Raw genomic sequence first — 24,617 nt, 5'->3', positions numbered from 1 at the left:
CGTATTTACCCAATGAATCGCAGAAAGAAATCAACTATGGAAGTCAATTCACATCGCATCACCCGAGAACAAATTGTACAGCAACTGGAAGGCGGACAGGCTTTTCTGAAGATCGAAGATCTTCTGGAAGAAGTTAAATTTGAAGATCTGGGAAAACGCCCCGCAGGTCTCCCGTATTCCTTTTACGAGCAATTTTTTCACATCCGTGTAGCCCAGTTTGATATCCTGGATTACTCGCGGAATAAATACTACCAGTCCAAAAAGTGGCCCGATGATTACTGGCCGCTGGAAGCTGAGCCCGAATCCAAAGCAGAATGGGAAGAGCTAAAAGAATCCTTTTTCAAAGAGCGGGATGAAATGATGAATCTGATCCTGGATGAATCCAACGGCTTGAACGCCCCGGTTGCAGGCGGACCTGATCATTCCTTTCTAAGAGAAGCTTTGTTGGTATTACAGCACAATGCGTATCACACGGGGCAGCTGGCTATTATTTACCGCCTGTTGAATGGGGAAGAGGGTTAGATCTTGTTTAACGAAGGGTTGAAACCCTTCGTTGGTGTACCGGAATAGATTTTTGATCAAGGGTTTGTTCTATATAATAGAAATGATCGTTTCCGGTACACCAGAGAGGTCATTCATGACCTCCCTTCTTCAGAAGATTTTGGTACGTACTCAAATCTATCCACACAGGAATTTTCTTTATGATGCTTTTCCTGATTATAGATGTAATTGCGGATCATTTTTATATCATGAAGACTTACTGAAAAGACTCCATATCCTTCCTGCCAGGCAAATCCATCTTTCCAGTTATATTTTGTATTTAACCATCTGGAAGATGCACCTTTGATCCAGTGTACAGCTTCAGCTACTGTTTGAGTAGTTTTGATGCGAAGCAGAACATGAAGGTGATCTCTTACACCATTTACCGTATCAACATTGTAGCCCTTTAAATTTCCCTTAGTTTTTATGTATTCACAAACCTCATTTCGAATTTCCCAGGATAGATAGGGTCTGCTCAATTTCGTCCGAAATACAATATGCAACCATATAGAATTGAATGTTTTTGGCATCTGTAAGGAATTTATTCACGCTTATTAGTTAGAGCGTTTTAAGATCAATTCCTTACAATTTTTTAACGAAGGGTTGAAACCCGTCGTTGGTGTACCGGAATAGATTTTTGATTGTGGCATTTTTGTACTAATAAAAATGAGTGTTTCCGGCACACCAGCGAGGTCATTCATGGCCTTCTAAAACAAGCGAGAAAAAATGTTAAATGTTCGATGTTCTACTCTCCCTCAAACATCTCATTCAATTGTTCTTGAACGCGGATGAAGGTGGTTCTTTTGGTGAGTTCTTTCAGTTTTTTAGCTCCAACATAGGTACAGGTAGAGCGGACACCTCCCAAAATATCCTGCACGGTATCTTCAACGGGGCCTTTAAAAGGGACCTTTACTACTTTTCCTTCTGAAGCGCGATATTCTGCAACGCCACCGGAGTATTTTTCCATGGCTTTCTCTGAGCTCATTCCATAGAACAGTTTGAACTTCTCTCCATTTTCTTCCACCAGTTCTCCGCCACTTTCCGTGTGACCTGAGAACATTCCGCCGAGCATCACGAAATCGGCTCCGCCTCCAAATGCTTTGGCCACATCACCGGGCGATTTACAGCCGCCGTCCGAGATGATCTGTCCGCCTAAGCCGTGAGCTGCATCCGCACATTCAATGATGGCCGAAAGCTGAGGAAATCCGACACCGGTCTTGAGCCGTGTTGTGCAAACCGATCCGGGGCCAATGCCCACTTTGACGATGTCGGTGCCTGCCAGTAATAATTCCTCCACCATTTCACCGGTCACCACATTCCCGGCAATGATCACCTGGGTAGGATACTTCTCCCGCACTTGCTTCACAAAATGAACAAAATGCTCGGAATAACCATTGGCCACATCAATACAAATAAAACGGAGCTCTGGAAATTCAGTCATGATCTTATCCAGTTTATCCATATCCGATTTACCTGTACCGGTACTAACAGCTATATACTCGGTGATCTCATCAGAAGCGAGATCCATAAAATCCTTCCACTCATCCAAGCTGTAGTGTTTATGGATCGCGGTAAACATTTTGTGTTCTGCAAGGGCTTTAGCCATTTCGAACGTGCCGGTGGTATCCATGTTGGCCGCCATCACAGGGACGCCCGTCCAGTCTTTTTCGGCATGCAGGAATTTGAAGGTGCGTTCCAATGAAACATCTGCTCTTGATTTCAGGGTGGATCGTTTAGGGCGGATCATCACGTTCTTAAAACCCAATTTTATGTCTAATTCAATACGCATGGGGGAAGTGTTAAATTGAAAAATTAAATGTTGATTCGTTCTTCTCTTAAGGTGCAAAAAAAGCGAGCAAATTTGAATGATGTTTTTGGTCTTTTTACCGGATAGTTCCTATTGTATTCATAAAGCATAAAGCATAAAGCATAAAGCATAAAGCATAAAGCATAAAGCATAAAGCATAAAGCATAAAGCACAAAGCACATTCATGCCCCGATACAAACTTACCATTGAATACGACGGCACCGATTTCAGCGGCTGGCAAATTCAACCGAATGCCGTCACGATCGAAGAAACACTGGAAAAAGCATTCTCAACAGTTCTTCAGCAGGATGTCGATTTAGTGGGGCAGGGGCGAACCGATGCCGGTGTGCATGCCCGGGGACAAGTAGCGCATGTAGATCTTCCGGATCATACAGATCTTGAAAAGTTGCTGCCGGGAGTTAACAGAATGGTAGGGCAGAAAATACAAGTTACAGAAATTGAACCGGTAAGCGATGATTTTCATGCTCGTTTTGATGCCATTGCCCGACAATACGAGTACACGATAACCACACGGAATATTCCGGTTATGCAACGTTATGCCTGGGCTTTGTATCAACCTGTGGATAAAAAACTGCTTGAAGAATGCGCGGCACTCCTTAAAGGAGAGATCGACTTCGCCGGTTTTTCGAAATTCAACGAAGATAATTTCACCACGCTATGTGAAATCCAGTTATCAGCATTTGAATTTGACGGAGAAGTGATCCGTTATCACATTCGCGCCAATCGCTTTCTGAGAAATATGGTTCGCCGCCTGGTTGGGACTATGGTGCATGTTGCACAGGGAAAAAAATCGATAAATGATTTTCAAAAGAAATTGCAAAAACCTGCGTTTAAAATACCTACGCACACCGCACCCGCCAAAGGATTAATACTGGAAAAAACTTTCTACAAAAAAGTTTAAAAAATTGTTGAAAGTAGTTGGTATAAGTGGTTATCTTTGTCGCCCCTCAAAGAGGGCAACACACTGAAATTCCTCGGTAGCTCAGTGGCAGAGCAGTTGACTGTTAATCAATTGGTCGTAGGTTCGAATCCTACCCGGGGAGCTTCTTCAATAGCCTGATTCGCAAAAAGCGAGTCAGGCTTTTTTGTTTTAATGAATTTAGCAATTACAGAACTGTTTTTTGCTACTTCGCATCTCTTTAAAAAAAATGCTTATCGTTTGACCAATTGATGCTTATGTTTTGAGTGTTTGTTGCTTATGAGTTATTGGGCTTGTAAAAATGGCTTATCTTCACAACGAGTTCAAATGTTTAAAATTTGTCCAAAACCGTCTTTCCAATTAACCGTTGCTTTTCCTATAATCGGTTGTTATTAAGAAGCTTTATAATAATTTACCGATGAGTGAGATTAAGAAGATTACAGATGCCATTATAAAATTCAGGGATGATCGAGACTGGGAACAGTTTCACAATTCAAAAGATTTGGCTGTAGCCTTGAATATTGAAGCAGGTGAACTTTTAGAACTATTTTTATGGAGGGGAGCAGAAGAAGCTGAACCTGAAAAGGTCAAAGAAGAATTAGCAGATGTTTTTAATTACGCATTTCTTATAGCTGAAAAATATGGCTTTGATATTGAACAAATAATCCTTGAAAAACTAAAGACTAACGCCACAAAATACCCTTCTGATAAAGCAAAAGGTACTGCTAAAAAGTATACTGAGTTATGAATTCTGAACAACAGTATTCAGTAAAAGAGTTAGCTTTTTCAGCAGATAATCTTCCCTTATTAGATAATGACTACTTTGCTAAAGATTTTTGGCCGGTAGTCTATATCCTTAGTGATGGAAATGTTAAGGAAGCATATGTAGGAGAAACTACCGATGCCTATGCCAGGCTGAATACACATCTCAAAAATAATCAAAAGAGAAAGCTTTCTTCAGTTCATTTAATTACAAGTAAGAAGTTCAATAAATCAGTTACACTCGATTTTGAGTCAAACTTGATACAGTATATGTCAGGTGATGGCCAGTATAAATTGCTCAATGGCAATTTGGGTTTGGCAAATCACAACTATTATCAAAAGTGGGATGTATATCGAGAGATTTTCCATTCTGTTTGGAATACACTACGGTCAAAAGGTGTTGCCAAGCATTCTATCGAATACATAGATAATTCAGATTTATTTAAATACTCTCCATATAAAAGTCTGACCAAAGAGCAGATCAAAGGATTAAAAACAATCCTAAAAAGTATTCTTGATCAGAATTCTAAAAATGTGATCATTGAAGGCGGAGCTGGGACAGGTAAAACAATTCTTGCAGTGTTTTTATTTAAGATGCTGAACTCTGATGGTGAAGATTTCAATTTCGAGGAGTTTGGTGAAGAAGAAAAAAAATTTATTGAGTTGATCAACAAAATAAAATCGATATACCCTGATCCTAAAATGGGATTAGTAGTACCAATGTCATCGTTTAGAAGTACTTTGAAGAAAGTTTTTAGGAATGTCGGTGGATTAACTGCAAGCATGGTCATAGGGCCGGCAAAAGTCTCAAGAGAACATTATGATATACTACTTGTAGACGAGTCGCACAGATTGAGAAGAAGAGTTAATCTTGGGGCATATTTTGGGGCATTTGATAAAGCTTCTGAAAGACTCGGATTTGATAGTAACAAGAATAATGAACTTGACTGGATAGTAAAGCAGTCAGATAAGGCGGTACTTTTCTACGATGAAGGGCAATCTATTAAACCTTCAGATGTATTGAAGGAAGATTTTGATAAGCTTAAAAAAGCGAAAGGAACACGTATTGAGAGGTTGGAGTCTCAATTCAGGGTTAAAGGCGGAAACTCTTACGTTAATTTTATTGACAAACTTCTGAATACTCGTTTATCGGAAGATCAGAGTAAATTTGAGGCTAAGAACTATGAGTTTTTGTTATTCGATTCAATTGAAGAACTTATAAAGACAGTTCGTGAAAAAAATGAAGAGAGTGGATTGTCTAGATTGGTAGCAGGGTACTCTTGGGAATGGGTTTCTAAACGAGAACCAGAGAAGTATGATATAGATATAGAAAACGTTGAACTTAGATGGAATACCACGAATGATGATTGGATAAACTCAGAAAACTCAATTGATGAAGTCGGGTGCATTCATACAACTCAGGGTTATGATCTGAATTATGCAGGGGTAATTTTTGGTAATGAAATTTCTTACGATCCCGAAAATGACCAGATAATTATAAAGGAAGAGAATTATTACGATAGATATGGAAAGCAATCAATAGAAGATCCTGAAGATCTCAAAAACTTTATTATAAATATCTACAAAACGATATTGCTCAGGGGTATAAAGGGAACTTATGTATATGTATGTGATGAAAATCTCAGAGAATATCTTTCGAAATACATCCCAAAAAGTCAAACCGATGAGAATACAGACACGGAAGTGTTTTCTTCTAATGAAGTAGTTCCATTTGAAAACAGTGTGCCACTCCATAGTTTAAAAGTTGCCGCTGGAGAATTTGGTGACTTTCAAAAAGCTGAAGAGCATGATTGGGTCAAAGTTCCAAATAGGTATAGAGACTTAAAAAATCTATTTGCATGTCAGATTGTTGGTGAATCGATGAATAAAGTAATTCCGAATGGTTCGATATGTCTTTTTAGAAAATATACCGGAGGCTCCAGGAATGGAAAGATTGTGTTAGTTGAACATTCGGATTTTATAGATGCAGATTATGGATCGTGCTATACCGTGAAAGAATATCATAGCAAGAAGAAACAAAAAGATGGTGAATGGGAGCATGAATCAATTCTTCTAAAGCCATTATCATATAATGAAGAGTTTGATGATATTGATTTAAGTGAGGATGGAGAAAGGAATTTCAGAGTAATTGGTACTTTCGAGTGTGTATTATAAATAAACAAATGTCTGGGAATCTTAACCTCAAAACCAAAATTGTCCAAACCAATGCCGCTGCATTTATTAAAGAGTATCGTTAAAAAATTCCACGGACTTATATGAGTAAACCGGAATAAATCAGCATTCCTTACAGCTCAATTTTTTTAAAAAAATCGTGAAAATTAACTATCGTTTATATATATTAACTACTGTTTATTTATAAAAACAGTAGTTATGAGACCAACAAGTACGCCAGATAGTTACTTAAGAAATCCCTTGGATCAAATTTTGGGATATCCAGGCAACATCCAGTTGCTTCGAACCTTAATTGATAGCGGGAGAGGTTTGAGTACAACGGAAATTTCCGAGAGGACGGGCCTGTCCGTTCCAGGGGTTCATAAAATTATTTCAAGATTACTTGAGACGGGTGTTGTGCAACGTGAGGGAAGCGGGAGAACGTCAAAGGTCTTTATTCGTGAAGAGCATCCTTTAACACCAGTACTAACCGAGCTTTTTCAAACCGAAAAACGAAATTCTCAGAATCTTTTTAAGAAACTTAAACAGTGCGTAGATGAACTGGAGGTGAAACCAAAGTCAGTGTGGATCTATGGTAAAGTTGCTAAAGGAACCGATGATTATGGAGATCCGCTTCAGATTGCAATATATGGGCATGCAAAAAAGATAGATGAGCTCACGGAAAAGTATAAAGAACGATTAATTAATGATCATGTTGAGAATGACTTTGATGTGACCATTGAGGTGAGAGGGGTTACTTCGGCAGAGGTAGATTTGATCAAAGAGCCTGACAAAATCATGATCTGGGGATTTGATCCTTCGCAATTGTATTCCGAGCAAAGTGAAAGCAAAAAAAGTTCGATATCTCACCAAGAATTAGATGCTCGTTCACTGAATGATGCGGGTTTATGGATGGATTTTTTAAAAAAACATCCTGAAGTAATCGAAAGAACAAAAACGAATCTCAAGGAGAAGATTCAGTCGGAACAATCCGGCGTTAGAAAGGAATTACAGGAATGGCATAGACTGCTTGAAAACATGTCCTTCCAACGGTTGAAGAAATTTATGCAATCAGATTCGGAGCGTTCCACCCGAATGCGACAATCCTTACCTTTCTGGCCGGTGCTAACCGAAGCCGAAAGAAAAGATTTTAAATCTATGGCTAAAGAATAATGAACAGAGAACAATTGGAACATGCGATACGATCTGCTTGCGAAGTGTCCGGAGATAACGAGTTATATATCTTTGGATCACAGGCTATATTAGGACAGTTTGCCACAAGCAGATGAAAAACTGACTCGTTCCATAGAGGTTGATGCCTCTCCAAAGAATAAACCTGAGGCCGTTGACAAGATTGATGGAGCTTTAGGAGAGAATTCTCCTTTTCATCATACGCACGGGTTCTATGTCCATGGAGTTTCGATTGAAACAGCTTCATTGCCCGAAGGTTGGGAAGAGCGTACCAACAAAGTTCAGGATTATATGGATGAAAATAATATTGGCTGGTGTGTTGAAGCTCATGATCTGGCTGCCTCCAAACTAATCGCTTACCGGGAAAAGGATATAAGTTTTGTTCGAACGCTACTCTTGGAGCAATTGGTCAATGCCCAAACTCTTAAGGATCGGATAAAGATGGTACAAAGTGACAAATCTTTAAAAGAAAGAGCACTTAACTGGCTTACTCGAATCATTGAGGAATCGTAGCCGGAGGAATTCTACGGAGTTATATGAGTAAACCGGAATAAAGCAGCATTCCTGATAGCCTCTTATTCACAAGCAAAAAGCCTGATTCGCGAAAGTGAATCAGGCTTTTTTACTTTTCAGTGATTATTTCATAATTGTTACTCGATATGAAAATGATTATCTGACCGTACCAGATCGGGTCGTGTGCCATAGGGATCAATACTTATATATTTAGGGAGGCTATCAACCTTTACGGTAATTTCCTGTTCTCCGCTTATTATTGTCTGTGAATCAAGTGATAATACTTGTTTCCTGGTAGCCTCTGATGGATGGGCAGTAAATACTCCAATTGTAACTGGCTCATCCATTTCAGTCGGATGATCCATACCATCCACTGATTCAAATTTTAAGGCTTTTACTCTAATTGTTATTTCATATCCACCTTCCTGAAGTTTAACATAACCTATATCTTCAACTGAAAGGTCATAAGTGATAATCTCTTTAAACCAATCGTCAATGAGGGCATGGTGTTCTTCTGAGGTGCCTGCATATAATTCGGTTAAAAATTCAAGGGTGGTGACAGTAGCATCGACCTCATGTTTATGCTTTTTTACTAGTGTTTTCAGGATATCATTTATGGCGTTCTCACCAATGAGATCTTTAAGTGCCATCATCACCATATAGCTTTTACCATATAACATGTAATGCTCACCCTGTTCCAAATACAACGGCTGTTCCGGGGTGGAGGCATAAGACCGGCCGGTAAAATAGGTGTGATTGGCAGACTTGCCCAGCTGGAATAGTGAAGGCATTCCATAATATTTTTCCATAACGACTCCTTCTGTGTATTTAGCAAATCCTTCTACAAAGATCTGGCCACCGCTGATACTTTGCGTGCCAAGCTGATGTCCCCACCATTGGTGTGCCACTTCGTGAATTGTTCGTTTGGCAACCAGGTTAAAAGCTTTCGGATCGCGCTCATCCACTAAATAGAGATTATCTTCTACCATACTGATAGTTCCTGCAGCCGCGAAACCTCCGAATCCCCAGAAAGATGGAAGTTCTGTAATGCGCAGATGATCGAGTGGATAAGGGCCGAACTCATTCTGCATATAATCCAGTGTTTGTTTCATGCTGTTCATGACGGTTGTATTGTTAAAGCCATGTCCAGAATGGTAGTATTGTTCAAGACTGATACCCTTATAACTTTCCTGAACCGTTTCATAATCTGCAGAGTGATAGGTGATGATGGGCGCCACAGGGTAGGGTGTTTTGTAACGGTAGTAGTTCCTGTCCTTCTCGGTCCACATTTCTTGAAGATTGCCTACAGAGATGCCTGTTTGACCGTCAGGAACAGAAAGTGTTGTTTCAAAATCGACGCGACCAAAACCGGATTCCATCAATTCAAAATCGGCTTCGGATGGTTTATCTATTGTACGCTTCGGTAGACCTCGTTTTCTACGTTCGTCGTTGTCTTGAATTTCAAGGCTTTCAGAGTATCCGAAATAAGGGCTGAAATCGCGCAGATGGATATAACTTCCATTCTTGACGATATCATTACCTGAGAACAAGCCTTTGCCATCATTAGTAGCGGAAAAAGTCAGATCAACGGATTGCCCGGGTAATACAGGCGTATCGAATTGGAATTCGTAGATCCCAAGTGTGGAATCAATATTAACTAACGTTGCACGTTCGAGTTGAATATTACTGATTTTTTTCTTCTCAATGATGAGAGATCGATGTACGGACGTATCACTCTTATTTTCGAGGGTGTATATAGCATCGACGGCGTAACTTCTTTGTTCTGGGTAAAGTGCCAGATCCGTAGTGATAGCTACTGGATATAACCATTCTTCCTGAGCATAATGCTTGTACTGTTTTTCATAATCTGCCCAGCGATTTAGCATTTCCTCAGAAGAGATATACTCGGATTCGATGTTGGTCTTGTAAAAGATCATACCTGAGGTAGTGAAAAAGGCCAAACCCAATACGATCACCGCAGTTAAATGGTAGGATGACCACTCTTTGAATACTCGCTTAATCTGAATGAAGAAACCATCAGTGATACCTCTTTGCCAAACATGCTGACCGATCAGTGAAAGGATTAATCCTAAAAGGAGCCAATGTGTAGATAACAGATTAAAACTGGAAGCATTGTTACTTACACCGGCCATGTCAGAAAAGACTACAGGTGGCATCGCTCCAATTCTCAAAAGCGGATGTTCTATGCCGAGATTCCCGGCTAACGAAGTTCCAAATACGGCAACTACCAATCCTGTGAGTCCCATGCCGATGTATTTATCCGGTGACAGCCCCTGTATAAACAAAGCAACCAGCAGGTAAAATAAAAGCGGTGTACCCTGATAATAAAATAGTGAAAGATATCTGCTAACGTCTATCTCCGGATGATCCATTATGAACTGAAAAGTAATAGCGATCAGGATCTCCAGGGTTATCAAAAGAAGTGGGATACATATCAATACAGAGACTTTTGACCAAAAGAAGGAAGCGTTAGAAGCAGGAGTGGCATCGAGGATCAAATACATGTTCTCGGTCCGTTCTTTCCAGCCCCATTCGCCACTAAAGAAGATGATCAATAATACACCAAATATAAAAATAGCAGTGGTGTTGAGTTCTGCAAGAATTGCAGTCACCGGATACAAACTTTCGGAATAGCTTCCACCTTCTACTAGTGTTGAATAAAACTCAGAGCCCATGATCACGGCCATTAATACGATCATTACCTGAAATGGGAGACTCTTAAATAATTGGTTAATTCCTATTTTACTTTGAGATAAAAAACTTTGCCAAAAAGCCTTGTTTCCGCTATTTGACGATGGACTAAGTGGTAAATAGGCCGTTTCAACGGGATTAGCATCATTCAAAGGTTCATTGGTTGAGTCAGGCTTTTGATTTTTTCTGTTTAGAGTCCTGAAAGAGAATAACCGATAAGCTCCGCCTAAAATAGCTGCGGTGATTGAGATCCAAAGCAATCGGTTTAGCAGAAAGTTTCCGCTCAGAGATACCAATACTTTATTTTTTTGCAGTGGGGTCAGGTATTGACTTTGCTCCATGAAGGCTGATATGCCAAACGGATCTGCAAGCGCGGCAAGCATCATATTGTCAGTGTGTGTAGGGGTTGAATCAGCAAGTACCGGGGAATTGAAGTAAAAGGAGGAGATAAAGTAAAGGACATATATCAGTACAGCGGATGTATAGATCGACATTCTGTTCTTAGTGAGAAGTCCTATCGAAAATATAAATCCGGTACAGATTAAAACATTAGGCAATACAAACACCAGCCAATTCCAGAAATAGGGGAAAGTTGAAAAGGGAGCCAGCCGCTCAGGGTCCATGTCCACGATCATAGTGCCGGCCATCATACCCGGCAGTAACATACTTACTGATAAGAGACTGAAGAAAAACACTCCACCAAACCGACTGAAGAAGAAATGATGTTTTTGAATGCCGGTAGAAAACATAATTTCTTGCATGCGATACGTGGAATCGCGTAAGATCCCATTGATAACAAAAAACATGATCGCAAATACTGATCCTAGCGTAAAAACAGAGGTGTAGTAACTGATCTGATACGGAGCATTGAAGTTGATCATATCCGGTGCAAATCCTTGTCCGCCGATTTGAAATCCGGTGAGAAAGAACAGAGTCATAGCAACGGGAAGCGCCCAAAGTTTACGTTGATATATGATCTCGAATTTGAGTAAGGATGCAAGCATCATACCCCCACAGTTTGAAGTTCTGAGTTCGAAACCATGGAGAAATAATAATCTTCAAGGGTAGGAGTGACGGCCTCAAAATCATTGCCGGGGGAACTTTCCGCTTTTACATGAATTTGGGTTTTCCCTGCTATGAGTCGGGTTGAGATTACTTTATGTTCTTTGCGGTAGTGCGATAGATCACCAGCTGAGATAGTTTTTCGCCAGATCTTTCCTTCCAATGTTTCCACCAATTTGGCCGGACTTCCGTGAACCACTAATTGTCCGCAATCCAATACCCCCATATTAGAGCACAGATTGTAAATATCAGCGACAATGTGGGTCGACAGGATCACAATAATATTCTCCCCGATCTTGCTGAGCAGGTTCAGGAAACGGTGACGTTCTTCGGGGTCTAATCCCGCGGTAGGCTCATCTACTATGATGATCTGGGGATCACCAAGCAGTGCCTGGGCAATACCAAAACGCTGACGCATACCCCCGGAGTAGGTATGTACATATTTTTTTCGGTGCTCCCATAAATTGGTTTGATGCAACAGGTTTTCAATTTGCTGACTGCGCTTTTCTTTGTTCAGTAACCCCTTCATTACACCTATATGGTGCAGTAATTCAACGGCCGATGACTTAGGATAAACGCCAAATTCCTGAGGAAGGTAGCCCAGCACCTTGCGAACGATATCAGGGTTTTTATGGATGTCTTCTCCATTGAAAAGTATGGTTCCCGATGAAGGAGATTGCAGGGTGGCGATCGTTCGCATGAGCGATGACTTACCGGCTCCATTAGCCCCTAAAAGTCCAAACATGCCATTATTTATTGTCAGTGAAACATCGTTTAGCGCTTTGGTTCCATTAGGATAAATTTTGGATATATGTTGAATGTCGAGGGTGTTCATAAAGGAATTTTGCTGTTTGGTTATGAGCTAACTTTTATCACATTGATTTGGGTGTCATCCGAGAATGTAAAACCGCATTTATCTGCTTAACTCAATTCGGTTCATATCAAAATATGTTTCGGTTTAATACTAAATTTCAGCGATAGAAATTGTAGTATGATGATTATGAGAAAAAGCTGAGGGCTAATAAGAATTTCATCTTTGCCCTCAGCTTATTAGTTGAAATTGAATCCTACTCCGGTCATTACAGCAAAGGCTTCTCTATTGCCATTATCTGACTCAATTTGTCCTGCCTGAATAATCCCTTGAAGATCGATTGAGAATGAACCCTTTCGATATACCTCATATCCGGAGCTGAGGAGTATAGCGGCACCAAAATCTATTCTGCACTGGTCACCGGTGTTATCCGTGTAGAAGGCCGGTACATCCATAGCTAAGCCAATACCACCGTTGATCCAAAGGTTTGGTTTGATCCAATATTGAAGGGATGGAACAAGGCCACTGATACTTCTATCCTGACCAGATTCTTCATAAGAAAGACCTTGGGTACTTAGCATAATGGCCAAATCAGGATTTATCATATAACCGGCTTTCAGATTAGGTAAACTGATACCAAAGCCGTCTGATGTATTGGCAGTGTTACCACTTAAAGAAAGGTGCCCAACTCCAACCATTGCGCCGACAACAAATCCTTTTCGGTCGGATTGAGTTTGGTTTTGTTGAGCATAGGCTTGTAGGGTTACAAGCATTAAGGTGATTACGAATATTGTTTGTTTCATAGTTTTAGATTGTTAGTTATTTGATTAGTTACCTTAAATCACTGTGAGCAAATTACGAGCACCTTACTGGGATCTCATTGACTTAGGTTAAGAAGTGATTCCCCTTTTTTTGTATTGCTATTTAAAAAAGGAATACGGTAATTCGGTTTAATTCAGAAAACTTGATGATGAGCAACTTTAAAATGTCAGCAATGATGGCTGAAAATCTTCCGATGGATGAGGAAGAAAAACAAGCCATCGATGAATGCATACCGATCAAAAACTTTGAAAGAGGCACCGTTTTACTTCGGGAAGGACAAGTGGCTAAGGACAGTTACTTCAATTTGAAAGGGTGTGTTCGTCATTATTATATCATTGATGGAGAAGAGAAAACCACTGCCTTTTATACAGAAGGAGAGTCTATTGCCTCCCTTAGCAGTTATGTGAATAAAACACCCGCCAATCATTACCTGGAATGTGTAGAAGATTGCACCTTAGCTGTTTTGAATTATGATAAAGAAAGAGAGCTGTACGGAAGAGTAAAAGGGTTTGAAAGCCTTTGCCGGGCCTCGGTGGAAGAGGATCTTGGTAAACAGCAACAGCTGCTTGCAGCATATATCACCAAAAGCCCTGAAGATCGGTACCTTGATCTGCTTGAAAACAGGCCGGAACTTCTACATCGCGTTCCCCAATATCATCTGGCAAGTTATTTAGGAGTTAAGCCGGAATCGTTGAGCCGAATTAGAAAACGAATAGCGGAGAAAAAGTGATTTTTAATCAAGAGGAATAAAAGAGAGTAACGTAAATAGAATATTTGTTGCCATGTGTACAAATAAGGGGTATCTAAAACCGAACTCAATTCTGGTATATCCTGCAATTGTGGCACTAAACAACTGTGGTAACGTAATAATGGGTAACAGTAAGAGATTCGCTAAATTCAATTCAAAATTGAAAAGATGTAGCCAAGCAAAACTAATACAAGAGAAATAATAAATGAATCTGAAATTATGATGCCAAAAGCGCTCAAAGTATATTTTGATCTTTTCTCTTCGAATAAAAACATATGCTATTAACATTAGTATAATTGCAAAGAATACTCTAATTCCGAAAGTCTCATCAACAAGTGATAATCTGGTCCTGAAAACAGCCTTTGTAAGTATATAATAAGTAAAAGCTCCTGAGGTGAGGGCAAAGTATATCGGTTTAAATTTCAGTGATAATCTAAAAGTAATCTCCTCGTAGACTGGTAAAATTATTCCTGCCACCAGTAGTAACATGATTGGACTGAATCGCTCCAACATACTTACCGCTGTTAGGTTTTTAGGTTCATATACAAATTGAAGTAAAGACGCTACTGCAATTGAAAAACAAATTTTTATAATGAATAAGCCAATTGTATCATAGGTTTTATTTTTTACTGATTTTACAGCTAACGGGTCACTATCTGGGCGTTTGATGAAGCTAAATAAATCACCTAAAAGAGAAAGGTAATATTTGGGTTTTATGAAAGGATAGGTCATTGAAATTATTTCTTGTTAGCATTAGTTAATCAGGTAATTCAGACTACGCAATCTTGGAAATTTCACGAGTAGCCAATGATTACACCCTTAATTAAGGATGTTACCAATACTCGAATATGCGCCGGATCTTTCCCTGCTCAAATTCGAATAAGGTCATTTGAGATTCGCCGACAGAATTTTTTTCATCTTCCTTTTTCAAATATCGACGACCAATTGCCATTGCATTTAATCCGGTGATCTTCTGATCGATAATTACATCGATAATTTGTCCGTCATATCCACCATCTTCCAGGTTTCGCTTGTATCCATTATAAAGGTCTTCCCGTGTATAGACCCCTCCATAATTGGGATGGACATAGGTAAAATCGTCAGTAAAAAGAGTAAAAACGCTGTCTATATCTTCAATTGTGGAATTTTCCTGGAAAATGATAAGGTTTAAATCGTAGTAGGCTTTTACGGTGTGATCAAGAGAGTCTTTGTGAGCTTGGCTTATTTTATTTTGAGCATTGCCTGTGTTTACGAACAATGTTCCTCCTAATACTAATACCAATAGGACTATGTTTTTTAACATCTAATCTATTTTAAACCATTGATTTGTTACAGTAGGTCGCTTTCTCAAAATCCCTGATATTAATAGAGATAATTGGAACCTCGGGAAACATAACATTGAGTTCAGAAATTATCTTTTGGGATAAATCTGCTTTTTGATCTGTGTTTCGCCCCTCCATGATATTTGCAAAAATGTGGATAAAGTCATCCTTGGAACTTCCTGCCATATAATCTTGAAAAGGATTGATCCGAACTTTGATATCCTCTGGATCAAAAAGTCCAGTGGATTTGGCGGTATTATAAACCAACTGCATTATGGATTCAGGTGATTTTGATTGTACAACTGTGTTGGAACAGTCAAGTATGAAATGTGGCATTATAATTTTGTTTGTTTAATTATTGAGATAATTCAGACAAAGCGATCTTAGCAATTTCGCGGGTAACCACCGTTGGAGAGTTGCAATCACAGTTACTAAAACCAACTACATAAATATCCTGATCCGGCAAATAAACTCCCATAGATTTGAAACCAAAAATACTGCCACCATGCTCTCTCACTGGTTCACCATCCCATTCTTTCAGGTGCCATCCGAAACCATAGGTGGTGTTTTCACCATTAGCCAATGTTCCGGGAGTAAAAGCTTTCTGAAGTGTTTCATGACTTAGCAGTTCTTCAGAATTCAGTGCATTTTGCCAGATCAACATATCATCCACCGTTGACATCAGCGAGCCAGAAGCATAGGGTATATTTAGACTCACCCACATTTTATTGGTATAACCACCTCGGTCATGATAACCGTAAGCTCGGTTTTTGATCAGCTCCCTGTCTGATGCATACCTGGAATCAGCCATTCCTAACTTGTCAAAGATCTTTTCTTCAATGAAGTTCTCATAGCTCATTCCTGAGACTTGCTCGATCACATACCCAAGCACTACGTACCCAGAATTATTGTATTCAAACTTTTCGCCCGGACTAAACTCCACAGGTTCATCTTTGAAGAAATCAATTAACTCTTTTGGAGAGAGATCCTTTCTTGCGATCTGCATGATCGTCTTCATTTTGGTGAAATCTTTTATACCTGAGGTATGATTCAGTAAATGCCTGAGGGTGAGACTGTCTCTCTGAACAGGAAAATCAGAGATATATTTACGGACGTCATCCTGTAGGCTGAGTTTTCCTTCCACTTCCAATATTAGTATTCCAATTGCGGTAAACTGCTTTGTCATAGAACCAATCTGGAATACATTGTTCGGGGTCATGTCAACACCCAGTTCCAAATTGGCTTTCCCGAATGCTTTTCTGTAAACAGGTTCTCCATCTTTTGCCACCAAATAGACACTGCCGGGACCATTTGCCTCAAACATTTCTGTTAGCAAGCTATCAACATAACTTTCAAGTGACTGAGCTTGAATATTTACATAAGGCGTTAGCAAAAAAGCATTTAGGATTAGGGAGGTAATTACAAGTTTTAGTGTTTTATTTATATTTAGGTGCATGTTTATAAGTGTTTCGTTGTTTATTGGAGCGCATTATTGATAAAACTTTTTTCTGTGAAATAGAACATTCCGAGCAGGACCTGCTGAGATTTCGTAACTGCAAGGATTTCTATTGCTTGGTTAGAACAATTATCGCCTAAAAATCTTGGTCTTTTTTAAACATCCTTTTTTGTCAACCATTTTAAAATGGTTTTGTTTGTTTCTACTGGTTTTTCCTGAGGAATCCAATGACCACAATCTATGCTTACAACATCAAGATTAGGTGCAAAATCTTTTAAACTCTCTGATTTTGGAATTAAATCACGATTGCCATAAATCATTAGTGTAGGATGTTGAATAATTGGTTTGACATCAGCCAACAAATGCCAGTTACGGTCAAGGTTTCTGTACCAATTAATACTACCTGTAAATCCGGATGATTCGAATGCTGATACAAAAACTGATAAATCATCCTCACTCATAATAGGTTCACCAAGAGGCTTTTCTGCTGTAGCCATGTTAATCAATAACATTCCTGGTTTGGGAGGAGCTAGTGGCACATTTTTACGAAATAGATTTCTAAGAAACTGAGATGTGTTCTTTTCTAAAATAGTATCTGCTACCCCTGGTTGTTTATTGAAGTGAACAAAGTAGAAGTCTTTTCCAAAGACCTTTTCCATGAACTCGAGCCAAGGTATTTCACCTCTCTCTTGATAAGGAAGTGCAAAATTAATCACTTTATTTACTCGTTTTGGGTGCAACAGAGCTAGATTCCAAACTACATTTGCTCCCCAATCGTGGCCAACAAAAGTTGCATTTTCGTATTCATAATAATCGAGTAATGCAACAAGGTCGCCTGTTAAGTGTTTTATATCATAGTCTGTTACTTTTCCAGGACGTGATGAATTGCCATAGCCTCGTTGGTTTGGAACAATAACATGATAACCAGCTTTCACTAATTCTGGGATCTGATATCTCCAAGAATATGCATGTTCAGGAAAACCATGACAGAGTATAATTGGTTTTGTATTATCATTTCCAGCCTCAAAAATTTCTAACTCGATATTATTTAACGATATCATTGTAGGTTTTGGAAAGTCAGTCGGGTAGGTAATTTGACTATTATTTAGTTTCATGTGTTTATGGATTCAGGTGATTTTGATTGTACAACTGTGTTGGAACAGTCCAGTACAAAATGTGGCATATCTGTTAGATTAATTGGCAAGAATCCAGGTTGAAATTTCACTTAAAAAATTATCTACAAATTTCTTTTCGAGTGTTGCATACTCATCCCTGCTTCCTGTTATCGCCTTTTGGAAGTAATGGTTAGCATGTTCAAAAGTTATTAAATGGTAGTCTGTTCCTGATTTAAGAAGGGCATTTTCCATGCGGTCTTTATTTTGACCAATTGTAACTTGGTAATCTAAACCACCAAACAAGCTTAGTACAGGTACTTCCAGTTGTTCGAGATCGCATGAAGGGTCATAGTAAAGAAAGGATGTAAGTGAAGGCAATGCATAAATGATTTTATATTCGTTTGCTTTAGCTATTGCATCTTGCTGTATTTTCAGGCTATCGATATCTCTTTCAGTCGATAACTCATACAAAATAGATTCAGTGGTTTTTTTGAATAAATGGTATGCCTCGTCGATATTCGTATTATCCTCAATAGCCCTCATCAGTTTGTTATGTGCGGAAACATCAGCTTCAATAAGTGATTTTGAAATGGAGGTCGTGGCGTATTCCTGTCTAACTTGATATAACACTACTTCTACAAGTGGAACCGAAGGGGCTCCCATTAGGATTACTTTTTTTACCGACTCATTTCCCACAGCTACTTTTGCTGCAAGAATACCTCCCTGACTATGTCCAAATAGTATAAAATCTTTGAATCCATGGACTTCATTGGATTTAAAATAGTCCATTATTCTTTCCAGGTCATTTGAGTGGTCATCAATTGTGCTGTTAACAAAATTACCCGTACTGGTTCCAACACCTCTATCATCATAACGGAACGATGCTATTCCTTGAGAAGCCAAATGGTCGGCAATGACTTTAAATATTTTAAAACCCTCTAGTGTTTCATCTCTATCCTGATCGCCACTGCCGGAGCTCATAATAACTAGTGATGTTGTCTCAAGAATAGCTGGAAGAGTTAGGGTACCACCAATTTTAACGTCATCCGTTTGTATGATTAGGTCAATCTCATTGGAATTTAGATTATTATTTTGTGGATAGGGGGATTGCCTGATAAGCCCAATAATTAATACAAAAAGACCAAAAATGAAGGTGATATTGAATAGAAATACTTTTTTCATTGTTGATTCCTCACTCCTTTAATGAGTAACCAAAGTGTCAGGGTTATTTCCCCGATGCCTGCTGAAAATCCAACGATGAGGGCAAACGTGCTTTTCAACTCCGGGAAAAAGATGAAGCCAAATGATTCGATCAGGTATCCGAATGCGGCAATCGTTATAAGTACACCAATGAATTTTGGAAACAAGCTTGATCGATACAGCAGGTATCCAAGCAAAAAGCAATGGATTCCAAAGAAAGCCCCGGCAATTAGATAGCCCATGTTATGCAGTTCCATGAAAAACAGTGAGAATTCCTGAAGCTGGGTGAGATCAAAGGAGGATGTAAAACCGGGAGATTCCAGCACTCTCAGTGCAGCGAAATGATTCAATAAGTTCAGGCTTCCAATTGCAGGATGGGCAATCAGCCGGAATGCTGCAGCCGTCATAGCCAGTCCTTTGCTGACCGGTTTTAGCAGGATATAAAGCAACACGGAAACACCGGTATCACTCAAAAAAGCAATGAGGTCTGTCATAAGTCCTGCTTTAAACAGAAAAGCATTATCTAATATATTTTGAGTGGTAGCACCTGCGTTTCCGGCAACAATCAACATCTCACGTACGGCACCCTGACTGAATCCGGCACATACAATAATGAGTAGGTATAAAAAACCGGTTATTCGGGCTAGTTTTTTAAAATTCGTTGATTCCATTTTGATCTCCATTAGTATTGTTAAGCTTAAAAAGTAATGACCACATTACCTGTTTTGTGCCCCTGAGCTACATAATCAAAAGCTTTGTTGATTGTGTCTAAGGTGAATTCTTTATCAATGACTGCCCTGAGCTTATGGTTTTTGAAAAGCTCAGTTATTAATCTCAGGTCATCCGTTTTTTCTTTGTTTTTTCTGAGTCCGGTTAAAGCGAGAATGCTTTTCTGTTTGCTTCGTCCGGTTCTTAGCATATCGAAGACAGAGCGCAGGCTGAGTATGGTCGTCAAGTATCGTCCTTTAGGGGTTAACAAATGCTTTGTTTTAGCAATGGAATACTTTCCAACCGTATCAAATATGATATCGTACCGGCTATGGATGTCTTTTATAGGTGTTTTCCGATAATCAATAATCCTGTCTGCACCCAAAGATTTAACCAAGAGTGCATTTTGGGAACTACATACTGCAGTAACTTCTGCTCCGTAATATTTTGCTAATTGGACGGCATACGTACCCACGCTTCCCGAGGCTCCGATAATCAGTACCCGGTCACCTTCCTTGATTTTTCCATGGTCCCGTAAAAAAGGTAGGGCAGTTAGGGAGCCATATGAAATAGCACCTGCTTCTTTGAAAGACAGATATTTGGGTTTGCGAACGATGGGGTCCTTATCTGTAACTAAAACATATTCTGCATGAGCTCCATAGTTGGTGCCACTGTCAGTAATGACCTCATCACCAATTTCAAAGCCTGTGACTTTTTTCCCAGTCATTTCAACGACACCGGATAATTCTGTACCCAGAGTTTTAATTTTTGGAGAAATAACTCCAGTGGCCATTCTGGGAAAGAATTTTTTACCGGATCTGAATATAGCATCAACAGCAGTTACGGTAGTCGCTTTTACTTTGATCAAGATTTCGTGGTCTTTTGGTATCAGGTTGTCAACTTCTTCAACTACAATAGAGTTTTTATTACCATAGGTTTTAAATATTGCAGCTTTCATAATTGTTCTCCGTTAGTATTACAGTGTTGAGCAAGATTAAAGAACTATCAAAGTTGTTTCATTGACTTAAGTCAATAAGTAAGAATAAAATCTTCGCCTGTGAAATTGATCTTAGTCAATGTTATAGTTAGGTAGTAATCAGATTTTCTTCAAAACCTCTTATGATCAATGATCGGGGTGTTAATTGAAATTTTAATTCAAAAGTAAACCATGAAGAAGTATTTAATAACCGGATGTAGCAGGGGCATCGGAATGGCAACTGTGAAATTACTTTTAGATGGTCAAGGTGTTTCAGTAATAGGGACATCAACGACTGGTCATTGTTCGGTAGATCATCCTGACTTTAGGTGTTATTCATTAGATCTGAGCTCATCAAAGTCCATCAAGGAGTTTTCAAGAAAAATTGCGGGTACAAGAATTGATGTTTTGATCAATAATGCAGCAGTTCTTTTGGAGAAATGGAATCGAACAGCAATTGATATGGAAGAGCTAAGAAAAACATTTAATGTGAATTTCTTTGGTACTATCGAGTTTACTGAGCAAATTTTAAACTCAGTCAATGAAGGCGGCCATATAATTAATATTTCATCTGAATGGGGTGCTTTCAGTGAATTAAATTTCGATGCCCATCAGCCCCATTATAAAATGTCAAAGACGGCTTTGAATATGTATACCAAGCTCTTGTCGAAAAGAGTAGAGGCTAAAAATATTACCGTTTCAGCTTTAGATCCGGGATGGACCCAAACAAACATGGGAGGGAGTGAAGCCCCGCGGAAACCTCAAGATGTAGCTCATGAAATTGTTCAGTTAAGTAAATCCGAAGTTCCTACGGGGGGATTTTGGCACCAAGGTAAAATTAGGCAATGGTAGCGTGAGCAATACCTTTAATTCATTGTATGAAAAAGCTCTTTAGTTGATTTTCTCACCTTACCCCAGTACTGTGACTCATCTTCAGATGATCGGTAACCAACAGGAGCAATTACCGTGGATTTTAAACCCAATTCCCTAAGATTCAGAATGTCATCATAGCTCTCCTTTTCGAAACCCTCCATAGGACAGGCATCGATCTTTAATTCTGCACAGGCCACTAGCAGGTTATTGAGAGCCAGATAGACCTGTTTCTCCATCCAGGTATGGGTCTCATGTTCAGGAAGTTCAAAGACTTTTTCTTTGATAAATGAGCCATAATTGTGCAGGGCCTTTTCGTCAGCATGATTTTGAGATATAACCATGCTGACATAGTTATCGATATCGTGTTCGGTCACTTTATCAAGGCGACAAAAGACAAATAGATGAGATGCATCGGTTATTTGTGGCTGATCCCATGAGGCTTTTCTGAGTTCTTTTCTGATTTCAGGATCTTCAATAACCAAAACTTTATATAGTTGAAGTCCATAAGAAGAAACCGATAGTCTGATGGCTTCTTTCAGTTTCGATAGATCATTAGGTGATAGTTTCTTGTTTGAATCAAATTTCTTGGTGGCATAACGCCAATTCAGGTTTTCTAAAAGTTGCATGATGTTGTTTCTTGATAAATGGTTATTGGGTGTTGGAAAAAGAGTAAGTATGCATTTCGAATTGATCCTTAAATCCGAGTTTTCTATAGAGATTTACTGCAGCATCTGATGCCTGGAGGAAAATATTTTCAGGGTTTTCGTTGATCAGTAATTGCAGAGAAGCCAGGGTGATCTCCTTGGCAAACCCGCGTCTTCTGAAAGCAGGCGAAACCCCCAAAGCGTGAATACCAGCGTTATTATGGTAATCTATAAATAACATTACTGTACCTACACTTTCTCCTTCACTATGAGCTATGTAGTAATTAGTGAATCTGGAAGTTGACTTGACTACTGAGGAAGGTATTGTGTAGCCAAATGCTTGCTCAAACAATTTACTCCATGTGTCGGCTTCCTTAGAATCCTTCACGTGTTTCAAATCTATTGTAAGCTCGTCATCACTATCTTTGAGCCAGGGTTTAGGCAAGTACATTGCTGTTTGGTGTGTAGTCAACACTGTAAAAGGTTCTATAGGACTACTCGTTGGTGATTCACCATAACTATCTTCCCATAATGAGAGTTTTAGTGAATTTTTGGAAGCTATTACTAAGTCATCTTCACCAATGCTGCTTCTTTGTTTTGAAAACCAAATTCTTGATGGCCAGTCTGAATTTAGAATGTTACTCAGATTGATATTACCATTTGTTTTAAAGCTACCGCACATTTCACCTGCCAAACTCCATAATGTTGTCAGGTTATAAATATTTTCTTTATTCAGGTATTCTTTGTCTTTCATTTTGAGTTGATTAATAAGATTCCAGTTATCATTATGATGACTCCAAGTATTCGCTTAAAGTCTGCAGGCTCTACAGGCAGGTTGAACCATCCGAAATGGCCGGCAATCACAGAAAAGATCAACTGCCCACACAGGCCAAGTGAGATCATGGTTGAGATCCCTAATTTTGGAATGGTGTAATAGTAGAGCGTGATCCCGATCAGGCTTAGCAATGCCCCCGTAAACCAAAGATAGGCCGGTATAGATCTTATCTCATTCAATGAGGGGTATTCATTGACAGATACCAGAACAGCTCCCAAAGCAAAAGTGGTGCTGACAATGTATGCAACCGCAGATGCGAGCAAAGGATTATTTAATAGTACTCCAAGTTGGGTGTTGAATCCACCTTGTGCGGCGAGGAACACCCCGCCTACTAAAGCCAGAATAACAAAAGCTAAATAGTTCATGATATTACCGGATAGGAATTGCAATGGGTCTCATTGGCGATCCACTTGCCCCACGGAGTTTGAGAGAGCCAGCTATGAATGCAAAAGTATATACCTCTTCCTGTGCAAGCTCCTCCAGATACATTTGTTCAATGAACATGACTCCTTTTTCAGCTAATAAATAGGTATGAACCGGAACCCAGTTGTCATCTCTTTCAGGGGGGAATGCTTCAAAACTTAAATTATCAGCGCCAAGCAGCATGACTTTGCGTTCTTCAACAAGCCATTTGGCTGCATCTAAACTTATTCCGGGATATTGATCCAGATAAGCATGAGCATCCTGGTAGTTTTTTGCCTGTCCAGTTCTGATCAAAACTACATCTCCCGGCTCTAAAGAAACGTTCTGATCCTTCAACACTTTTTGGAGATCAGATGCTGTGATCCGGTAGTTTGGTGTTAATTGACCCAAGTACGACCGCACGTCGATCATGACGCCCCGGGCAATGATGTTAGGAATGGTTTCCGCTCCGGTTTTTTTCCATCCTTTATCTCCAAGATGCTGCTCAGGTGTAAATCCATTCCAAATCTTACCATCCAGCCCAAAATGATTGAGGGCATCTATATGAGTTCCCATGTGGGTATACATGGAAATGGCATCACCGGTATAGCTTACTTTCCGGTTCATCTCCTCACCTAATCCATTGGGATTATCAACGATGGTCCCATTTGGGGTGTGAGTGAGCCAGTACTGATAACCGGGATCACCAAGGGCACTAAAACTTGGCATTCCAACAAAATATTCAACACTTAGATCGAATACTTTACCCGACTTTATTCGCCCAAGAATATCGAGCCTGGACTGATCGCTCATCATATTCAGGGTGCCTATCTCATCCTCTGGTCCCCAGGGGCTTTGGCCTGCTTGTTCTGTAGATTGTGCAAAGGTCTGAATATTCAATACAAATAGACCTATCATCAAAAAGGCGATTTTTTTTATCGCACTGGTAGGAGACACTCGTTTATCTGATTGCTCACTAAATAGGGCGATTTTGAAATTGCTTAAT

At 39.5% G+C, this 24,617-nt stretch carries 25 protein-coding genes and 1 tRNA gene; 9 read left to right on the top strand and 17 right to left on the bottom strand.

The window, feature by feature from the left end; genetic code table 11:
* Positions 1-36: 36 nt before the first annotated feature.
* Positions 37-522 (top strand): DinB family protein, encoded by a 486-nt coding sequence (locus tag B151_RS0104185; protein WP_020402349.1) that lies wholly within the window; start codon positions 37-39, stop codon positions 520-522.
* A gap of 113 nt (positions 523-635) precedes the next feature.
* On the opposite strand, the gene tnpA is transcribed toward B151_RS0104185, so the two are convergent.
* Together tnpA and B151_RS0104175 are read right to left on the bottom strand one after the other, a co-directional pair.
* A complete protein-coding gene (gene tnpA, locus B151_RS17930; protein WP_020402348.1) occupies positions 636-1,070 on the bottom strand; it encodes an IS200/IS605 family transposase in 435 nt (144 codons plus the stop codon).
* A gap of 215 nt (positions 1,071-1,285) precedes the next feature.
* Complete coding sequence (locus tag B151_RS0104175) at positions 1,286-2,329, bottom strand: GMP reductase (RefSeq protein ID WP_020402347.1); 1,044 nt, start codon at positions 2,327-2,329, stop codon at positions 1,286-1,288.
* A gap of 202 nt (positions 2,330-2,531) precedes the next feature.
* On the opposite strand from B151_RS0104175, the gene truA reads away from it, so the two are divergent.
* The 6 genes from truA (at position 2,532) to B151_RS17920 (ending at position 7,925) form a co-directional block, all read left to right on the top strand.
* Complete coding sequence (truA, locus tag B151_RS0104170) at positions 2,532-3,269, top strand: tRNA pseudouridine(38-40) synthase TruA (protein WP_020402346.1); 738 nt, start codon at positions 2,532-2,534, stop codon at positions 3,267-3,269.
* A gap of 70 nt (positions 3,270-3,339) precedes the next feature.
* A tRNA-Asn gene (locus B151_RS0104165) sits at positions 3,340-3,411 on the top strand.
* Positions 3,412-3,705: 294 nt separating this feature from the next.
* Positions 3,706-4,035 (top strand): nucleotide pyrophosphohydrolase, encoded by a 330-nt coding sequence (locus B151_RS0104160; RefSeq protein ID WP_020402345.1) that lies wholly within the window; start codon positions 3,706-3,708, stop codon positions 4,033-4,035.
* Entirely contained in the window at positions 4,032-6,224 is a 2,193-nt protein-coding gene (locus B151_RS0104155; protein WP_020402344.1) for a DNA/RNA helicase domain-containing protein, read from the top strand. Before B151_RS0104160 ends, B151_RS0104155 begins: the two co-directional genes overlap by 4 nt.
* A gap of 216 nt (positions 6,225-6,440) precedes the next feature.
* Positions 6,441-7,394 carry a winged helix-turn-helix transcriptional regulator gene (locus tag B151_RS19360; protein WP_026166464.1) on the top strand — a complete coding sequence of 318 codons (954 nt, stop codon included), beginning with the start codon at positions 6,441-6,443 and terminating at the stop codon, positions 7,392-7,394.
* A gap of 99 nt (positions 7,395-7,493) precedes the next feature.
* Positions 7,494-7,925, top strand: a complete 432-nt coding sequence (locus tag B151_RS17920) for a DUF6036 family nucleotidyltransferase (protein WP_020402342.1) — start codon at positions 7,494-7,496, stop codon at positions 7,923-7,925.
* Positions 7,926-8,062: 137 nt separating this feature from the next.
* Here the strand turns inward: B151_RS17920 and B151_RS0104140 are convergent, their stop codons facing one another.
* From B151_RS0104140 to B151_RS0104130, 3 genes are all read right to left on the bottom strand, one after another.
* Entirely contained in the window at positions 8,063-11,644 is a 3,582-nt protein-coding gene (locus B151_RS0104140) for a M1 family aminopeptidase (protein WP_020402341.1), read from the bottom strand.
* Positions 11,641-12,534: an ABC transporter ATP-binding protein gene (locus B151_RS0104135; RefSeq protein WP_020402340.1), complete on the bottom strand. Its 894-nt coding sequence runs from the start codon at positions 12,532-12,534 to the stop codon at positions 11,641-11,643. The genes B151_RS0104140 and B151_RS0104135 overlap by 4 nt, the downstream gene beginning before the upstream one ends.
* A gap of 215 nt (positions 12,535-12,749) precedes the next feature.
* Positions 12,750-13,313 (bottom strand): outer membrane beta-barrel protein, encoded by a 564-nt coding sequence (locus B151_RS0104130; protein WP_051069707.1) that lies wholly within the window; start codon positions 13,311-13,313, stop codon positions 12,750-12,752.
* Positions 13,314-13,477: 164 nt separating this feature from the next.
* On the opposite strand from B151_RS0104130, the gene B151_RS0104125 reads away from it, so the two are divergent.
* The gene (locus tag B151_RS0104125) at positions 13,478-14,062 is read left to right on the top strand and encodes a Crp/Fnr family transcriptional regulator (protein WP_211207819.1); all 585 of its coding nucleotides are present in this window, start codon (positions 13,478-13,480) and stop codon (positions 14,060-14,062) included.
* A gap of 3 nt (positions 14,063-14,065) precedes the next feature.
* Here B151_RS0104125 and B151_RS0104120 read toward each other — a convergent pair whose 3' ends face one another.
* The 8 genes from B151_RS0104120 to B151_RS0104085 all read right to left on the bottom strand — a co-directional run bounded on the left by B151_RS0104120 (position 14,066) and on the right by B151_RS0104085 (position 20,839).
* A complete protein-coding gene (locus B151_RS0104120; protein WP_020402337.1) occupies positions 14,066-14,812 on the bottom strand; it encodes a hypothetical protein in 747 nt (248 codons plus the stop codon).
* 100 nt (positions 14,813-14,912) lie between these two features.
* On the bottom strand, positions 14,913-15,383 hold the full coding sequence (locus B151_RS0104115) for a nuclear transport factor 2-like protein (protein WP_040516575.1): 471 nt from the start codon (positions 15,381-15,383) through the stop codon (positions 14,913-14,915).
* Positions 15,384-15,393: 10 nt separating this feature from the next.
* Complete coding sequence (locus B151_RS0104110; protein ID WP_026166460.1) at positions 15,394-15,738, bottom strand: 5-carboxymethyl-2-hydroxymuconate Delta-isomerase; 345 nt, start codon at positions 15,736-15,738, stop codon at positions 15,394-15,396.
* Between the two features lie 19 nt (positions 15,739-15,757).
* Positions 15,758-16,858, bottom strand: coding sequence for a serine hydrolase domain-containing protein (locus B151_RS0104105; protein WP_020402334.1), 1,101 nt, complete (start codon positions 16,856-16,858; stop codon positions 15,758-15,760).
* A 155-nt stretch (positions 16,859-17,013) separates the two neighbouring features.
* Positions 17,014-17,973 (bottom strand): alpha/beta fold hydrolase, encoded by a 960-nt coding sequence (locus B151_RS0104100; RefSeq protein ID WP_020402333.1) that lies wholly within the window; start codon positions 17,971-17,973, stop codon positions 17,014-17,016.
* Positions 17,974-18,051: 78 nt separating this feature from the next.
* On the bottom strand, positions 18,052-19,155 hold the full coding sequence (locus B151_RS0104095) for an alpha/beta hydrolase family protein (RefSeq protein ID WP_020402332.1): 1,104 nt from the start codon (positions 19,153-19,155) through the stop codon (positions 18,052-18,054).
* Positions 19,152-19,844 carry a DUF4386 domain-containing protein gene (locus B151_RS0104090; RefSeq protein WP_211207818.1) on the bottom strand — a complete coding sequence of 231 codons (693 nt, stop codon included), beginning with the start codon at positions 19,842-19,844 and terminating at the stop codon, positions 19,152-19,154. Before B151_RS0104090 ends, B151_RS0104095 begins: the two co-directional genes overlap by 4 nt.
* 26 nt (positions 19,845-19,870) lie before the next feature.
* A complete protein-coding gene (locus B151_RS0104085) occupies positions 19,871-20,839 on the bottom strand; it encodes an NAD(P)-dependent alcohol dehydrogenase (protein WP_020402330.1) in 969 nt (322 codons plus the stop codon).
* Between the two features lie 210 nt (positions 20,840-21,049).
* Here B151_RS0104085 and B151_RS0104080 point away from each other — a divergent pair, with 210 nt between their 5' ends.
* Positions 21,050-21,709 carry an SDR family NAD(P)-dependent oxidoreductase gene (locus B151_RS0104080; protein WP_020402329.1) on the top strand — a complete coding sequence of 220 codons (660 nt, stop codon included), beginning with the start codon at positions 21,050-21,052 and terminating at the stop codon, positions 21,707-21,709.
* A 14-nt stretch (positions 21,710-21,723) separates the two neighbouring features.
* Here B151_RS0104080 and B151_RS0104075 read toward each other — a convergent pair whose 3' ends face one another.
* The 4 genes from B151_RS0104075 to B151_RS20485 are packed head-to-tail and all read right to left on the bottom strand — an operon-like array spanning position 21,724 to position 24,568.
* Positions 21,724-22,356, bottom strand: coding sequence for an NAD(P)H-dependent oxidoreductase (locus B151_RS0104075; protein ID WP_020402328.1), 633 nt, complete (start codon positions 22,354-22,356; stop codon positions 21,724-21,726).
* A 22-nt stretch (positions 22,357-22,378) separates the two neighbouring features.
* Complete coding sequence (locus tag B151_RS0104070; RefSeq protein ID WP_020402327.1) at positions 22,379-23,128, bottom strand: GNAT family N-acetyltransferase; 750 nt, start codon at positions 23,126-23,128, stop codon at positions 22,379-22,381.
* The gene (locus tag B151_RS0104065) at positions 23,125-23,574 is read right to left on the bottom strand and encodes a DMT family transporter (protein ID WP_020402326.1); all 450 of its coding nucleotides are present in this window, start codon (positions 23,572-23,574) and stop codon (positions 23,125-23,127) included. The genes B151_RS0104070 and B151_RS0104065 overlap by 4 nt, the downstream gene beginning before the upstream one ends.
* Before the next feature lie 4 nt (positions 23,575-23,578).
* Entirely contained in the window at positions 23,579-24,568 is a 990-nt protein-coding gene (locus tag B151_RS20485; protein ID WP_425402403.1) for a cyclase family protein, read from the bottom strand.
* Positions 24,569-24,617: the final 49 nt, after the last annotated feature.

Origin of the sequence: Gracilimonas tropica DSM 19535, from assembly GCF_000375425.1 — a bacterium.
Lineage (GTDB): Bacteria > Bacteroidota > Rhodothermia > Balneolales > Balneolaceae > Gracilimonas > Gracilimonas tropica.
This window is presented reverse-complemented; position numbering and strand designations above follow the sequence as displayed.

Bases quoted from the DNA above. Each gene is read 5' to 3' on its own strand.
- B151_RS0104075 (WP_020402328.1), bottom strand. From the start codon at position 22,356: ATGCAACTTTTAGAAAACCTGAATTGGCGTTATGCCACCAAGAAATTT.
- B151_RS0104175 (WP_020402347.1), bottom strand. From the start codon at position 2,329: ATGCGTATTGAATTAGACATAAAATTGGGTTTTAAGAACGTGATGATC.
- B151_RS0104085 (WP_020402330.1), bottom strand. From the start codon at position 20,839: ATGAAAGCTGCAATATTTAAAACCTATGGTAATAAAAACTCTATTGTA.
- B151_RS0104155 (WP_020402344.1), top strand. From the start codon at position 4,032: ATGAATTCTGAACAACAGTATTCAGTAAAAGAGTTAGCTTTTTCAGCA.
- B151_RS0104110 (WP_026166460.1), bottom strand. From the start codon at position 15,738: ATGCCACATTTCATACTTGACTGTTCCAACACAGTTGTACAATCAAAA.
- B151_RS0104185 (WP_020402349.1), top strand. From the start codon at position 37: ATGGAAGTCAATTCACATCGCATCACCCGAGAACAAATTGTACAGCAA.
- B151_RS0104130 (WP_051069707.1), bottom strand. From the start codon at position 13,313: ATGAAACAAACAATATTCGTAATCACCTTAATGCTTGTAACCCTACAA.
- B151_RS0104135 (WP_020402340.1), bottom strand. From the start codon at position 12,534: ATGAACACCCTCGACATTCAACATATATCCAAAATTTATCCTAATGGA.
- B151_RS0104095 (WP_020402332.1), bottom strand. From the start codon at position 19,155: ATGAAAAAAGTATTTCTATTCAATATCACCTTCATTTTTGGTCTTTTT.
- B151_RS0104100 (WP_020402333.1), bottom strand. From the start codon at position 17,973: ATGAAACTAAATAATAGTCAAATTACCTACCCGACTGACTTTCCAAAA.
- B151_RS19360 (WP_026166464.1), top strand. From the start codon at position 6,441: ATGAGACCAACAAGTACGCCAGATAGTTACTTAAGAAATCCCTTGGAT.
- tnpA (WP_020402348.1), bottom strand. From the start codon at position 1,070: ATGCCAAAAACATTCAATTCTATATGGTTGCATATTGTATTTCGGACG.
- B151_RS0104065 (WP_020402326.1), bottom strand. From the start codon at position 23,574: ATGAACTATTTAGCTTTTGTTATTCTGGCTTTAGTAGGCGGGGTGTTC.
- B151_RS0104140 (WP_020402341.1), bottom strand. From the start codon at position 11,644: ATGATGCTTGCATCCTTACTCAAATTCGAGATCATATATCAACGTAAA.
- truA (WP_020402346.1), top strand. From the start codon at position 2,532: ATGCCCCGATACAAACTTACCATTGAATACGACGGCACCGATTTCAGC.
- B151_RS0104105 (WP_020402334.1), bottom strand. From the start codon at position 16,858: ATGCACCTAAATATAAATAAAACACTAAAACTTGTAATTACCTCCCTA.
- B151_RS0104125 (WP_211207819.1), top strand. From the start codon at position 13,478: ATGATGAGCAACTTTAAAATGTCAGCAATGATGGCTGAAAATCTTCCG.
- B151_RS0104120 (WP_020402337.1), bottom strand. From the start codon at position 14,812: ATGACCTATCCTTTCATAAAACCCAAATATTACCTTTCTCTTTTAGGT.
- B151_RS0104160 (WP_020402345.1), top strand. From the start codon at position 3,706: ATGAGTGAGATTAAGAAGATTACAGATGCCATTATAAAATTCAGGGAT.
- B151_RS0104080 (WP_020402329.1), top strand. From the start codon at position 21,050: ATGAAGAAGTATTTAATAACCGGATGTAGCAGGGGCATCGGAATGGCA.
- B151_RS0104070 (WP_020402327.1), bottom strand. From the start codon at position 23,128: ATGAAAGACAAAGAATACCTGAATAAAGAAAATATTTATAACCTGACA.
- B151_RS0104090 (WP_211207818.1), bottom strand. From the start codon at position 19,844: ATGGAATCAACGAATTTTAAAAAACTAGCCCGAATAACCGGTTTTTTA.
- B151_RS0104115 (WP_040516575.1), bottom strand. From the start codon at position 15,383: ATGTTAAAAAACATAGTCCTATTGGTATTAGTATTAGGAGGAACATTG.